Source organism: Streptomyces sp. Rer75 (assembly GCF_013414305.1).
In the GTDB taxonomy this organism is placed as follows: domain Bacteria; phylum Actinomycetota; class Actinomycetes; order Streptomycetales; family Streptomycetaceae; genus Streptomyces; species Streptomyces himastatinicus.
Genome location: NZ_CP058693.1, coordinates 7801020 through 7812967, shown reverse-complemented (window position 1 = coordinate 7812967; position 11948 = coordinate 7801020). Strand labels below are relative to the sequence as shown.

Annotated in this window: 11 protein-coding genes and 1 pseudogene; 9 read left to right on the top strand and 3 right to left on the bottom strand. The window is 72.5% G+C overall.

Annotated features, from left to right (window positions below; genetic code table 11):
• Positions 1 to 56: 56 nt before the first annotated feature.
• Complete coding sequence (locus HYQ63_RS33695) at positions 57 to 1238, bottom strand: ROK family transcriptional regulator (RefSeq protein WP_179937549.1); 1182 nt, start codon at positions 1236 to 1238, stop codon at positions 57 to 59.
• A gap of 181 nt (positions 1239 to 1419) precedes the next feature.
• Here HYQ63_RS33695 and HYQ63_RS33690 point away from each other — a divergent pair, with 181 nt between their 5' ends.
• The gene (locus HYQ63_RS33690; RefSeq protein WP_179937548.1) at positions 1420 to 1716 is read left to right on the top strand and encodes a ribosomal protein L7/L12; all 297 of its coding nucleotides are present in this window, start codon (positions 1420 to 1422) and stop codon (positions 1714 to 1716) included.
• Positions 1717 to 1831: 115 nt separating this feature from the next.
• Here HYQ63_RS33690 and HYQ63_RS33685 read toward each other — a convergent pair whose 3' ends face one another.
• Positions 1832 to 2509, bottom strand: coding sequence for a GntR family transcriptional regulator (locus HYQ63_RS33685; protein ID WP_179937547.1), 678 nt, complete (start codon positions 2507 to 2509; stop codon positions 1832 to 1834).
• 177 nt (positions 2510 to 2686) lie between these two features.
• Between HYQ63_RS33685 and fdhD the strand changes: the two genes are divergently transcribed.
• The 6 genes from fdhD (at position 2687) to HYQ63_RS33655 (ending at position 8268) form a co-directional block, all read left to right on the top strand.
• Entirely contained in the window at positions 2687 to 3547 is an 861-nt protein-coding gene (gene fdhD, locus HYQ63_RS33680) for a formate dehydrogenase accessory sulfurtransferase FdhD (protein ID WP_179937546.1), read from the top strand.
• Positions 3548 to 3638: 91 nt separating this feature from the next.
• Positions 3639 to 4223 (top strand): TetR/AcrR family transcriptional regulator, encoded by a 585-nt coding sequence (locus tag HYQ63_RS33675; RefSeq protein ID WP_179937545.1) that lies wholly within the window; start codon positions 3639 to 3641, stop codon positions 4221 to 4223.
• 97 nt (positions 4224 to 4320) lie between these two features.
• Positions 4321 to 5763 carry an MFS transporter gene (locus HYQ63_RS33670; RefSeq protein WP_179937544.1) on the top strand — a complete coding sequence of 481 codons (1443 nt, stop codon included), beginning with the start codon at positions 4321 to 4323 and terminating at the stop codon, positions 5761 to 5763.
• Positions 5760 to 6518, top strand: coding sequence for an SDR family NAD(P)-dependent oxidoreductase (locus tag HYQ63_RS33665; protein WP_179937543.1), 759 nt, complete (start codon positions 5760 to 5762; stop codon positions 6516 to 6518). Before HYQ63_RS33670 ends, HYQ63_RS33665 begins: the two co-directional genes overlap by 4 nt.
• A gap of 114 nt (positions 6519 to 6632) precedes the next feature.
• Positions 6633 to 7871 carry a serine hydrolase gene (locus tag HYQ63_RS33660; protein ID WP_179937542.1) on the top strand — a complete coding sequence of 413 codons (1239 nt, stop codon included), beginning with the start codon at positions 6633 to 6635 and terminating at the stop codon, positions 7869 to 7871.
• A gap of 34 nt (positions 7872 to 7905) precedes the next feature.
• The gene (locus tag HYQ63_RS33655) at positions 7906 to 8268 is read left to right on the top strand and encodes a MerR family transcriptional regulator (RefSeq protein ID WP_179937541.1); all 363 of its coding nucleotides are present in this window, start codon (positions 7906 to 7908) and stop codon (positions 8266 to 8268) included.
• A gap of 29 nt (positions 8269 to 8297) precedes the next feature.
• Here HYQ63_RS33655 and HYQ63_RS33650 read toward each other — a convergent pair whose 3' ends face one another.
• Positions 8298 to 8756: a MarR family winged helix-turn-helix transcriptional regulator gene (locus tag HYQ63_RS33650; RefSeq protein WP_179937540.1), complete on the bottom strand. Its 459-nt coding sequence runs from the start codon at positions 8754 to 8756 to the stop codon at positions 8298 to 8300.
• A gap of 106 nt (positions 8757 to 8862) precedes the next feature.
• Between HYQ63_RS33650 and HYQ63_RS33645 the strand changes: the two genes are divergently transcribed.
• Positions 8863 to 9792 (top strand): zinc-binding dehydrogenase, encoded by a 930-nt coding sequence (locus HYQ63_RS33645; RefSeq protein WP_179937539.1) that lies wholly within the window; start codon positions 8863 to 8865, stop codon positions 9790 to 9792.
• Positions 9793 to 9908: 116 nt separating this feature from the next.
• Positions 9909 to 11805, top strand: a pseudogene (locus HYQ63_RS33640) (exo-alpha-sialidase).
• Positions 11806 to 11948 lie beyond the last annotated feature (143 nt).

The following is an 11948-nucleotide window of genomic DNA, read 5'->3' as shown; positions in this document are numbered from 1 at the left end:
TCCGCGGGGCGGACCGTAGGGACGGGGGCCGGGCGGTGGGCGCCCGGGCGGGAAGGTCAGGCCGGGGAGAAGAGGTGGTCGCTGATCAGACGGGCCGCGCCGGTGACCCCCGCGGCCGGGCCCAGTTCGCCCAGCACGATGGGGAGGTTGCCGGTGGCGAGCGGAAGGGACTGACGGTAGACCTGGGTGCGGATGGCGGCGAGGAGCGTGTGACCGAGGCCGGTGACGCCGCCGCCGATCACGACCAGGCCCGGGTTGAAGAAGCTGACGAGACCGGCGATGACCTGACCGGTGCGCATGCCACCCTCGCGGATGAGGTCGAGGGCGGCGGCGTCACCGGCCGAGGCCGCCGCCGCGACGTCCGTGGCGGCGAGCTGCCCCGCGGCCTCCAGCCGCGCGGCGAGTTCGGCGGAGCGGCCGTCGAGGGCGGCGGCCTCGGCGTCGCGGGCGAGGGCCGCGCCGCCGAAGTAGGCCTCCAGGCAGCCGTGGTTGCCGCAGGCGCAGGGGCGGCCGTCGGGCTCGGCCTGGATGTGTCCGATGTCGCCCGCGCTGCCGGTCGTACCGCGGTAGACATCACCCCCGACCACGATGCCGCAGCCGATACCCGTGCCGATCTTGACGCAGAGGAAGTCCTTGACGGAGCGGGCGACTCCGGCGTGCTGCTCCCCCATGGCCATGAGGTTCACGTCGTTGTCGACCATGACGGGGCAGCCCAGTTCCTGGCTGAGTGCCTCCCGTACGGGGAAGCCGTCCCAGCCCGGCATGATCGGCGGCGCGACGGGCACGCCCTCGGGGTACCGGACGGGGCCCGGCACTCCGATGCCCGCGCCGTCGAACCCCTCCGCGACGCCGGAGGCGCGGAGCTTGGCGGCCATGGCCAGGACCTGTTCGAACACCGCGACCGGGCCCTCGCGGACGTCCATGGGCTGCGTGAGGTGGCCGAGAATCTCCAGTTCCGCGTTGGTCACGGCCACGTCGACGGAGGTGGCGCCGATGTCGACGCCGAGCAGCCGCAGGGCGGGCGCGAGCCGGATGTTGTGCGAGCGTCGCCCGCCCCGTGAGGCGGCGAGGCCGTCGGCGATCACCAGCCCGGTCTCCAGCAACCGGTCGATCTCGACGGCGAGCTTGGAACGCGAGAGGTCGATCTGATCGCCCAGTTGAGCCCGGGAGTTGGGGCCGCCATCGCGCAACAGGCGGAGCAGCCGGGCCTGATGCGCGTTCGCGGGTCGTGCCGTCATGCGCCTCACGCCGCCCCTCCCGCCGTCATCGGCATGCACATGGTCGGGCTTTCACGGGGAACGTAGCAGCGGTTGTCGGGGGTGGGAAGAACTTGCGCCGCAATCCATGCGGACTTTCTCCTGCGGAAGGACAAACTAGAGGTGAGGCAGGGGCGATTTCCCGTCACGGCCGCGCCGTACCATGTCGATCATGGAAATAGCCAGCTATGCAACCCTCGTGGTCGTCGTCGTGGTGTACGGCAGCCTGGAAGCCCGCCTCAAGCGGCTGGAGCGCCGGAACGCCCGGCTGGAGCGCAAGGCGGACCTGATCCTCGAGCACCTGGGCATCCGTCAGGAGGAGCCGGGCATGGAGCGGGTGACGGCCCTGCTGCGCGAGAACAAGAAGATCCAGGCCATCAAGGAGTACCGCGAGATCACGAACGCGGACCTCAAGGAGGCCAAGGACGCGGTCGAGCGCATGGACGGGACCCGCGGCTGAGGCCACGGGCGCGACCGGCGGCTGACGCCACGCGCACGACCGGCGGTCAGTCGCGGGGATGCTCGGCGGTCAGTCGCCGGGACGCTCGGCGGTCGGTCGCCGGGACGCTCGGCAGTCAGTCGCCGGGGCGCTCGTGATAGCTGCGGCGAGTGTGCTCCGTGTGCGCGCGCATGATCTCCGTGGCGCGCCGTTCGTCGCGCGCGGCGATGGCAGCGATCAGCTCGCGGTGCTCGGTCCAGGACTGCTTGCCGCGCTGCCGGGCCACCGGGGTGTAGTACCAGCGGACCCGGCGGTGCACCTGGGCGGCCAGGTCCGCCAGCACCGCGTTCCCGGCGAGCGCCATCACCGTGGCATGGAATTCGGCGTTCGCGGCCACCGCGCCGTCCACGTCGTCGTCCAGGACGGCCCGTTCACCCGTGGCGCACACCTCCTCCAGCGCCGCGATCCCCTCCGGCCCCGCGCCCGCGGCGGCCAGCCGCGCGGCCTCGGCCTCCAGCAGGGTGCGAACGGTGAGGAGCTGGTCGGCCTCCTCCTCCGTGGGCTCGTGGACGAACGCGCCCTGCGCCGGGCGCAGATCGACCCACCCCTCGGTGTTGAGCCGCTGAAGCGCCTCGCGCACCGGCTGCCGGGAAACGCCGAGCTGGCTCGCCAGTTCGCTCTCGACGAGGTGCTGGCCGGGGCGGAGGGCGCGGGTGGTGATGAGTTCGAGCAGAGCCTCGTAGACGCGCTCGCGCAGCGGCCCGGGCCGCTCCAGCCTCGGCACCGCGCCCTGCGGCAGCCCCTTGGACAGCATCGCGCCCCCTGTGGATCGGCGTCGGCCGGATTCCCGGATTGGTTGTTCCGGATTGGTTATTGTCTACAGTTTACGCACACCGGGGCTACGGTCTCAGGCCCACGTGCAGGACAATGAGACCTCCCAGCACGCACACGACCACGCACGCAACCACGCACAGAACCGGGACTGATCGACATGGGACGGGTCACTGAGCGACGCCGCGTCATCCGCCTCCGGGACGGGGTGGTCAGCACCCGCCCGGACACCCTGGTGGCCGAGGAGCCGCTGGAGATCCGGCTGAACGGACGGCCACTGGCGATCACCATGCGCACACCGGGTGACGACTTCGCGCTGGCCGCCGGTTTCCTGGTGAGCGAGGGCGTGCTCGGCAGCGCGGACGAACTGGCGAACATCGTCTACTGCGCGGGCGCGACCGAGGACGGCTCCAACACCTACAACGTGGTGGACGTGAAGCTCGCCCCGGGCGTACCCGTCCCCGACATCACCCTCGAACGCAACGTCTACACGACCTCGTCCTGCGGCCTGTGCGGCAAGGCCAGCCTGGACGCCGTCCGCACCACGGCGCGCTGGCGGCTGGACGGGCCGGACGACCCGCACGCTCCCATCCGCATCACCCCGGAGACCCTGACCGCCCTGCCCGACCGGCTGCGCGCCGCCCAGCGCGTCTTCGACCGCACCGGTGGGCTGCACGCGGCGGCGCTGTTCACGCCGGAGGGCGAGCTGCTGGACGTACGGGAGGACGTGGGCCGCCACAACGCCGTGGACAAGCTGGTCGGGCGAGCCGTGCAGCAGGGGCTGCTGCCGCTGTCCGGGGCGGTGCTGCTGGTCTCCGGCCGGGCCTCCTTCGAGCTGGCACAGAAGGCCGTCATGGCGGGTATCCCGGTGCTGGCCGCGGTCTCGGCGCCGTCCTCGCTGGCCGTGGACCTGGCGGACGAGGCGGGGCTGACGCTGGTCGGCTTCCTGCGCGGCACGTCGATGAACGTGTACGCGGGCGAGCACCGGCTCGCCCTGCCGACGGCGGTCGGCGGCGCCTGAGGGCACTGCCTCTGTCCCTGTCCCTGTCCCTGTCCCTGTCCCTCGAAAGAGTTATTGACCGATCGTTCTGGATGGGTGCTAGGGTTTCCCCATGGCCAGAACGAAGGAATTCGATCCGGAGGCCGCACTCCAGTCGGCTCTCGAGCTGTTCTGGCGGCGCGGCTATGAAGCGACCTCGATGGCGGACCTCGTCGAGCATCTCGGCATCGGCCGCGCCAGCATCTACGCGACCTTCGGAAACAAGCGCGAGCTGTATCTGAAGGCGATGGACCGCTACGCGGAGACCCGCGACCCGTCCCTGCTGGCCGAGTTGTCCCAGCCGGGCCCCGCACTGCCCGCGGTGCGGGCGCTGGTGCACCGCTTCGCCGAGGAGGCCGCCTCCCCGGAGCACCGACTGACAGGCTGCCTGGTGACCAACACCGCGGCCGAACTGGCCCCGCACGACCCGGTGATCGCCCGCCGAGTCGAAGTGAGCTGGGACCACGTGGAGACCCCACTGCACTCCGCGCTGATACGGGCCCAGGCCCAAGGGGAGCTTCCCGAGGACCGCGACCCCCGCGCGCTGGCACGGATGCTGTTCGTCCTCCTCCAGGGACTACGGGTGGTGGGCAAGGCGTCGGACGACCCCGCCCGGGTACGGGACGCGGCGGAGCAGGCGCTGGCGCTGCTGGACTGAAGCCCCGCCCCGGGGCCGACCCACATCACGGCACAACAGCAGCCGCTCCTTTTTCATGCCCGCATATTAAACCGATCGGTCAAAATTGGGGGACAAGATGACCGCCACGGATACGCCGCCGTGCGGTGCCAGTACCGACACCGGCGCCAGCACCGCCACCGGCACCGGCACCGGCACCGCCACCGGCACGCGCCGGCGCCGGGCGTTCGCCCTGCTCGGCTCCGTCCAGATCACGCTGATCTTCACGCTCGCCGCGATCGCCGTGCCGCTGCCCGAGATCGGGCGCGCATTCGACCTGGAGCGCGCCGATCTGATCCTGCTGAGCGCCGCTTACGGACTGACCTTCGCCGGGCTGCTGCTCTTCGGTGGCCGCATCGCCGACCGGTACGGCGGGCGACGAGCCCTCGGCGCCGGGCTCACGCTCTTCGCCGCGGCCTCGGCCGCTGCCCCGTTCGCCCCCGGCATCGGCACACTCCTCGCGGCACGCTTCGCACAGGGCGCGGGCGCGGCACTGATCGCGCCCGCCGCGATGGCCGTGCTGCGCGCCGTCTTCCCCTCCCCCGCGGCGTACGGGAGGGCGATGGCGTCCTGGGGCGGGCTCTCGGTGCTCGGCGCGACCGCGGGCAATGTGCTCTCCGGCGTCATAGCGGAACTGCTGTCCTGGCGTTGGAGCTTCGCCGTACCGTTCGCGGTGGCCGCGGCCGCCCTGGCGCTCGCGCCCCGGCTGCTTCCGGACACCGCGCCGGCCCCGGGCCGGACGCTCGATCTGCCGGGCGCCCTGCTGGCCACCGCGGGGATCACGCTCGCCAGTTACGGGCTCGTCGTCACCGACGCCCTTCCCTGGTCGTCGGCCGGGGTGCTGGTGCCGCTGCTCCTCGGAGCCGCGCTGCTCACCGCGTTCTGGTACGCCGAGCACCGGGCCGGAGATCCGCTCCTGCCGCCCCGCTTCCTGGCGGACCGGCAGCGGGCCCTCGCCCTCACGGCCATCGCGCTGAGCGCCTGCGCGACCGCGATGACCTTCGTGACGTTCTCGCTCCACCTCCAGCAGGACCGTGACTGGTCCCCGCTGCGGACCTCGGCCGCCTTCCTGCCGTTCGCCGTCGCACTGCTCGCCTCGGGCCGGTTGGCGGGAGGGCTCATAGCCCGCTTCGGCCCCCGGAAGGTCACCGCCGCCGGACTGGCCACGGCCGCTGCCGGGCTCGTCCTGCTGGCTCTCACCGGGCTCGACCCCCACACCCCGTACGCGTCGGGGCTTCTGCCCGGGCTGATGCTGCTGCCGACCGGTACCGCGGCCTCCTTCGCCGGGGCCGCGGTCCTCACCACCGACGGTGTGCCGCCCGAGCGGACCGGGCTCGCCGGCGGGGTGCTGAACACGGCGATGGAGCTGGGTCCGACGGTGGTCTTCGCCATCGTGCTCACCTTCGGCAGCGACTCCTCCTCCCTCGCCGCGACGGGCGCCGCGCTCGCGGCCGCCGCCGCCCTGAACCTCCGCGTCCAGCGGAGCCGTCCCTCCTCCACCGCACAAGGAGCCATACGATGAACCGCTTCACCGCAAAGACCGCCCTCGTCACCGGCGCGGGCTCCGGCCTCGGCCGTGCCATCGCGCTCGCCTTCGCCGCCGAGGGCGCGGCCGTCGTGGCCGCGGGGCGCACCGAAGCCACCCTGGCCGAGACGGTCCGCCTCATCGAGGCCGCGGGCGGCCGGGCCGCCGCCGTCACCGCCGATGTCACCGACTCCGGCCGACTGCGGGATCTGGTGCGCGAGACCGTCAGCCGCTTCGGTGGGCTGGACATCGCGGTCAACAACGCCGCGATACTCCGCGGCCAGGGGCCGGTCGGCGAGGTCAGCGAGGAGGACTGGGACGCGGTGCTGCGCACCAATGTGACGGGCGTCTGGCTGGCCATGAAGCACCAGATCGCCCACATGAAGGAGAACGGCGGCGGAGCCATCGTCAACGTCTCGTCCAACCTCGGCGCCCACCTCCGGGTTCCGGGCAACGGCGCGTACAGCACCTCGAAGGCGGCGGTGGCCGCGCTGACCCGGGCAGCCGCGCTCGACCACATCCACCAGGGCGTCCGGATCAACGCGGTCAGCCCCGGCGCCTCCGACGGCCCCATGTCGCTGCTGCCCGGCGAGACCGAGGCCGATCGTGCCGAGCGGATGAAGACGCAGACCCCGCTGGGCCGGCTCGCCGAGGCGGACGAGATCGCGGCGGCGGTGCTCTACCTCGCCTCCCCGGCGGCGGGTTCCGTGGTCGGCACCGACCTGGTCGTGGACAGTGGCTCCTCGGCCTGACGGCGCCTGCCACCTTGTAGGGCTGCCCCCACCAGGGCCCGGGGCCTGCCCCCACCCGGGCCCGGGGGCCGTCTCCATGGTCCGGGGCCCCTCGCCCCGGCAGGCTGGGGCGACATGAACAGACGTATCAGAACAGCCCGTTTACGTCTCGCCGCGGCCACCACGGCGGCCGCCGCCCTCCTCGTCGGCGCCGCCGCCGTCCCGGCGGCCACGGCCGATCACCGCACCGCGTCCGCCGCGCCCACCGCGCTCACCTCGAAGGAGCTACACCAGCGGGTGGCCAGGGTCCTCCGGGACGCCGGATACACCGGCATCACCGTGGAGGTGCGGGACGGCCGCCGCGAGGTCCGCGCCCGCGCGGGCGTGGCCGAGCGGAACACCGGCCGCCCCATGCCGTACGGGGCGAACTACCGGGCCGCGAGCGTCACCAAGACCTTCGTGGCCACGGTCGTACTCCAGTTGGTCGCCGAGGGGGAGCTGTCGCTGAGCGACCCGGTGGAGAAGTGGCTGCCGGGCGTGGTGAGCGGCAACGGCAACGACGGCAGCCGGATCACCATCCGCAACCTGCTCCAGCACACCAGCGGCATCTACCGCTACGACCCCACGGAGGAGACCGGGGACACGGCCGAGGCATTCGAGCAGAACCGGTACCGCCACATCGACCCCGAGGAGATCGTCGCCGGAGCGATGAGGCACCGACCCGACTTCCCGCCCGCCGCCGAGGACGAGCCGAATCCGCAGTGGAGCTACTCCAACCCCGGCTACCTCCTCGCCGGAATGATCATCAAGAAGGTCACCGGGCGGTCATGGGACAAGGAGGTCCATGACCGGATCGTCCGCCCGCTGGGCCTGACCGGCACCTACGCGCCCGGCGACGACCCGTATCTGAGGGGCCCGCACGCGCATACGTACAAGCGCTTCCCCGATTCAGCCAAGTGGACCGACACCACCGTCCGCAATGTGAACTGGGCGGGCTCCGCGGGCTCTCTGGTCAGCACCGACCACGATGTGAACCGGTTCTACACCGCGCTGCTGCGCGGGAAGCTGCTGCTGCCGCCGCAGCTCGCCGAGATGCGCCGGACCGTCGCCGTCAACGCGGACTACGAGAAGGTCTTCCCCGGGATGCGCTACGGCCTCGGGCTGGCCCAGCAGCCGCTGACCTGCGGCGGAGACCGCTGGGGCCACGGCGGTGACCTCGCGGGCGGCACGGTCAGGGCCACCACAGACACCCACGGGCGACGCTCGGTCGTGGTCATGACCACGGGCACGACGTCCGACGACGAGCAGCTCCTCGCGGCCGAGAAGGAAGTCCAGGCGCTGCTCGACGACGTGATGTGCGCTCGTAAACTCTGACGGCGGAAGTCGGGGAGCCGGAGGAGAGAAGTCCATGCGCATCGGCGAGCTGTCCCGGCGCACCGGGGTGAACGAACGCCTGCTGCGCTACTACGAACAGCAGGGCTTGCTCCGGCCCGACCGGCTGCCCAGCGGCTACCGCGTCTACCGCGAGTCCGATGTGGTGACGGTGCACCGCATCCGCGCCCTCCTCGCCGCGGGCCTGTCCACCGCGGTCATCTCCCAGGTCCTGCCGTGCGTCCGCGACGACGGCGAGCGGCTGGTCCCGACCTGCCAGGACCTGCTGGGCCAACTGCGGCGGGAGCGGGACCGGATGACGACCGCGATCGAGGAGCTGGAGACGTCGCGGTCGCTGCTGGACGTGGTGATCACGGCGGGTCAGTCCGCCACGGACTGACCCGCAGCCACCGGACGTCCGCCCCCCCGCTACGCCTCGCGGCACGGCTCGTCCGGCTCGGCCACCCGCCGCAGCAGCGCCATCAGTTGCTCGCGCTCCGCCGTGCTCAGCCCCGCCGTCAGCTCGTCGTTGGCCTCGTCGCCCAGCCGCCGCGTCCGCACCAGCCGCCGCTCGCCCTCCTCCGAGATGGCGATCGCGTTCTTCCGGCGGTCACGCGGATCGGGGCTGCGGGTGACGAGGCCCTCCCCTTCCAGGTCGCCGACGATCCCCACCATGTCCTTGGGGTCGATGCCGAGGCTGCGCCCCAGCTCCGCCTGCGATACGGGGCCCAGCTCCGCGACGGCGGACAGCACCGCGTGATGCATCATCCGCATCCCCTCCCGGGCCAGCGCCTCCGCCACCAGACGGTGCCCGCGGGCGGCGGCACGGCCGAGGAGCCAGCTGGGCAGGGAGCGGATGCGGGCGGGGGCGAACGGGGTCTCGGGCATGGCCTCAGCGTACCCGGCACATCGTTGGACATCCCAACGTTGGCAGCCCCAACAATTCCCGCTATCGTTGGGTCACCCAATGAATTCAATCGCCCCGGGAGGCCCCATGCGCCGCGTCCGTTTCCACGCCCACGGCGGCCCGGACGTCCTCCGCCTGGAGGAGGCCGATCCGCCCGCGCCCGCCCCCGGCGAGCTGCTGATCCGCACCGAGGCGATCGGCGTGACCCTGCCCGGGGTCCGCCGCGTCCGGGACACCGGTACGCCGCTCCCGGGGTCGTTCGGCGGCGACGTCGCGGGGCGGGTGGCCGCGCTCGGGGACGGCGTCACCGGCTTCGCCGTCGGCGACCGGGTCAGCGCGATCTCGTTCGCGGACTCCTACGCCGACCTCACCACCGCCCCCGTCGTCACCGCCTCACCCCTCCCGGACGACGCGACCGCCGTGGAGGCGGTCGCCCTCGTCCGCGGCGGCCATGTCGCCCTCGCCGCCCTCGCGGCCGCCGCACCCTCCCCCACCGAATCCCTGCTCATCACGGGCGCCGCGAGCGGCGTCGGCCATCTGGCGGTCCAACTGGCGCGCGTCCAAGGGGTGCGCCGCGTCGTCGCGGCCGTCGGCGACCCGGCGAAGGCCGCGTTCCTGCGCGGCCTCGGCGCGGACGAGGTGGTGGCGTACGGGGACGAGTCCTGGGGCGAACCGGTCGACGCGGTGCTCGACGGCGTCGGCGGCGACCTCCTCCCCCGCGCCCTCGCGGCCCTGGCCCCGGCCGGGCGGCTGGTGTTCTTCAACTCCGGCGGCGGCACCGTACCCGCGCACGCCCTGCTCTCCGGCTCGAAGACCATCACCGGGCTGACCATGGCTCACTTCTCCCGGAACCGACCCGAGTTGTACGCGCAGCACCGCGGCGAGCTGTGGCGGCTCTTCGGCGAGGGCCGCCTGCGCCCCGCCGTGCACGCCGAAATACCGCTCGACCAGGCCCCGAAGGCCCACGCCATCATCGAGTCCCGCACCAACCGGGGAAAGGTCGTCCTCATCCCCTGACGCACGGTCCTTGTTCCACCCGGCGCAAAGCGGGACACTTCTGCGACAGTCTCCATGAGACATGGGATGTCGTGATGTCTTGATGTCCAGATGGCTCTGAAGGGCAGGTCGTGACCATGGCGTCAGATCCCCGCACACGCCCCCGGACCAGACGTTGGCGGCGCCGCGCCTCGGTGCTTCTCGCCGCCGCGGCACTGGCCCTGACACCGCTTCCGGTACGGGCCGCGGACACGGACGACACCGTGTCCGCGGCCCGTACCGCTTCCGGCTCCTCCGTGGACGCGGACTTCGACCAGCAGATCCTCTTCAAGTCCAACCAGGACGCGGGGTACTTCTGCTTCCGTATCCCCGCCATCGTCACATCCAAGGACGGCACCCTGCTCGCCTTCGCCGAGGGCCGCAAGGACAACTGCGGCGACGCCGGGGACATCGACCTGGTGCTCAAGCGCTCCACCGACGGGGGCCGCACCTGGGGCCCGTTACAGGTGGTCAACGAGGGCGGCGGCGACACCCACGGCAACCCGGCGCCCGTGGTGGACACCCGCACCGGCCGGATCCTGCTGGCCAGCACGTACAACACCGGCCGGGACGACTCCCAGAGCTGTGACGTGCCGTGTGACCGCACCCCGCACCTCCAGCACAGCGACGACGACGGCGCCACCTGGTCCACCCCGCGCGATCTGAGCCCCGCCCTGCTGCCCCCGGCGTGGAACTCCTGGTACGCCACCGGGCCGGTGCACGGCATCCAGCTGAAGCACGGGCCGCACAAGGGGCGGCTGCTCTTCACCGTCAACACCGAGAGCCACGACGGCACCCGCATCACCGCCAACCACGCGGCCCTCGCCTACAGCGACGACGGCGGCAGGCGCTGGAAGGTCGGCGCGGTGGACTCGTACCCGATCGCGCAGGACGGCACGTTCCGTCAGAAGCCGTCGGAGATGACGCTGCTGGAGCGGTCCGACGGCTCGGTCTACGTCAACGGGCGCGAACAGGACGGCACCGACCTCGGCCACCGCGACTACGCCATCAGCCACGACGGCGGCGAGAGCTTCGCCGCACCCTTCCGCACCATCCCCGACCTGTCCACGCCGATGGTGCAGGGCTCGGTCCTGCGGCTGCGCGACGCGGGCCGCGACGATCGGGGGCGCCTGCTGTTCGCGGCGCCCGCCGACCCCGACCGGCGCCGCACCATGATGATCCGCTCCTCCTGGGACGAGGCCCGCAGCTGGGAGGGGACCGACCGCGGCAAGGTGGTCACCACCGACTGGTCCGGCTACTCCGACATGGCCCTCGTCGCGCCCGGCACGGTCGGGCTGATGTACGAGGGCGGCGCGGTGGACGCCCGCGACGAGATCCGCTTCGCCCCGCGCCCGCCCCGCGACCGTCCTCGGCGGCGCCACCGGGACCGCCGAGGGCCGCTTCGGCAGAGCGCTCGCCTTCGACGGCACGGACGACGCCGTACGCCTCCCCTACCGCTCCTCGCTGCCGCTCGGCACCCGTGACTTCACCATCAGCCTGTGGTTCCGCTACTCCGCCGCCTCCGGACAGCACCCCTTCCTCTGGATGGGCGGCATCGGCGGCAAGCAGGCCCAGGTCTGGGTGCGCGGCGAACCGTCCGCGAACCGCGTCCGCGCCCTGATGACCACCGTCAACGGCCCCGCCACCTACACCTCGGCCTCGGTCAGTACCACCGCCGCCCACAACGACGGCGCATGGCACCATCTGGCCCTCACCCGCACCGGCGGCCGCCTCTCCCTCACGGTGGACGGCACCGCCCCGGTCTCCGCGCCCGACGCACCCGGCACCATCAGCCGCTCCTCCCCCTTCGCCCTGCACCTCGGCGAGGCGGTCGACGGCCGCTCCCGGATGACGGGCGCCCTGGACGAGGTCCGCGTCTACGACCGGGCCCTGACCGACACAGAACTCCGCCACGTCCGCGAGTTCAACGCCCCGGTCGACGGGAAATCCGCGACCGCCCGTCTCCCCTTGGACCGCGTCCGCTCACCCCGCTGATTCCGAGGCGGGGCGCAGCCCAGTGGCAACCACAGCACGCCCCGCCTACGGTGAAGAAGAGGGGCGAACGGCCTCCTCAGCACGGTGGCGGCCCCCATGCTCATAGCTCATCGGGGCTCGCGAGCATACGGCTCTGACTCCCT

Bases quoted from the DNA above. Each gene is read 5' to 3' on its own strand.
- HYQ63_RS33695 (WP_179937549.1), bottom strand. From the start codon at position 1,238: ATGACGGCACGACCCGCGAACGCGCATCAGGCCCGGCTGCTCCGCCTG.
- HYQ63_RS33690 (WP_179937548.1), top strand. From the start codon at position 1,420: ATGTCGATCATGGAAATAGCCAGCTATGCAACCCTCGTGGTCGTCGTC.
- HYQ63_RS33685 (WP_179937547.1), bottom strand. From the start codon at position 2,509: ATGCTGTCCAAGGGGCTGCCGCAGGGCGCGGTGCCGAGGCTGGAGCGG.
- fdhD (WP_179937546.1), top strand. From the start codon at position 2,687: ATGGGACGGGTCACTGAGCGACGCCGCGTCATCCGCCTCCGGGACGGG.
- HYQ63_RS33675 (WP_179937545.1), top strand. From the start codon at position 3,639: ATGGCCAGAACGAAGGAATTCGATCCGGAGGCCGCACTCCAGTCGGCT.
- HYQ63_RS33670 (WP_179937544.1), top strand. From the start codon at position 4,321: ATGACCGCCACGGATACGCCGCCGTGCGGTGCCAGTACCGACACCGGC.
- HYQ63_RS33665 (WP_179937543.1), top strand. From the start codon at position 5,760: ATGAACCGCTTCACCGCAAAGACCGCCCTCGTCACCGGCGCGGGCTCC.
- HYQ63_RS33660 (WP_179937542.1), top strand. From the start codon at position 6,633: ATGAACAGACGTATCAGAACAGCCCGTTTACGTCTCGCCGCGGCCACC.
- HYQ63_RS33655 (WP_179937541.1), top strand. From the start codon at position 7,906: ATGCGCATCGGCGAGCTGTCCCGGCGCACCGGGGTGAACGAACGCCTG.
- HYQ63_RS33650 (WP_179937540.1), bottom strand. From the start codon at position 8,756: ATGCCCGAGACCCCGTTCGCCCCCGCCCGCATCCGCTCCCTGCCCAGC.
- HYQ63_RS33645 (WP_179937539.1), top strand. From the start codon at position 8,863: ATGCGCCGCGTCCGTTTCCACGCCCACGGCGGCCCGGACGTCCTCCGC.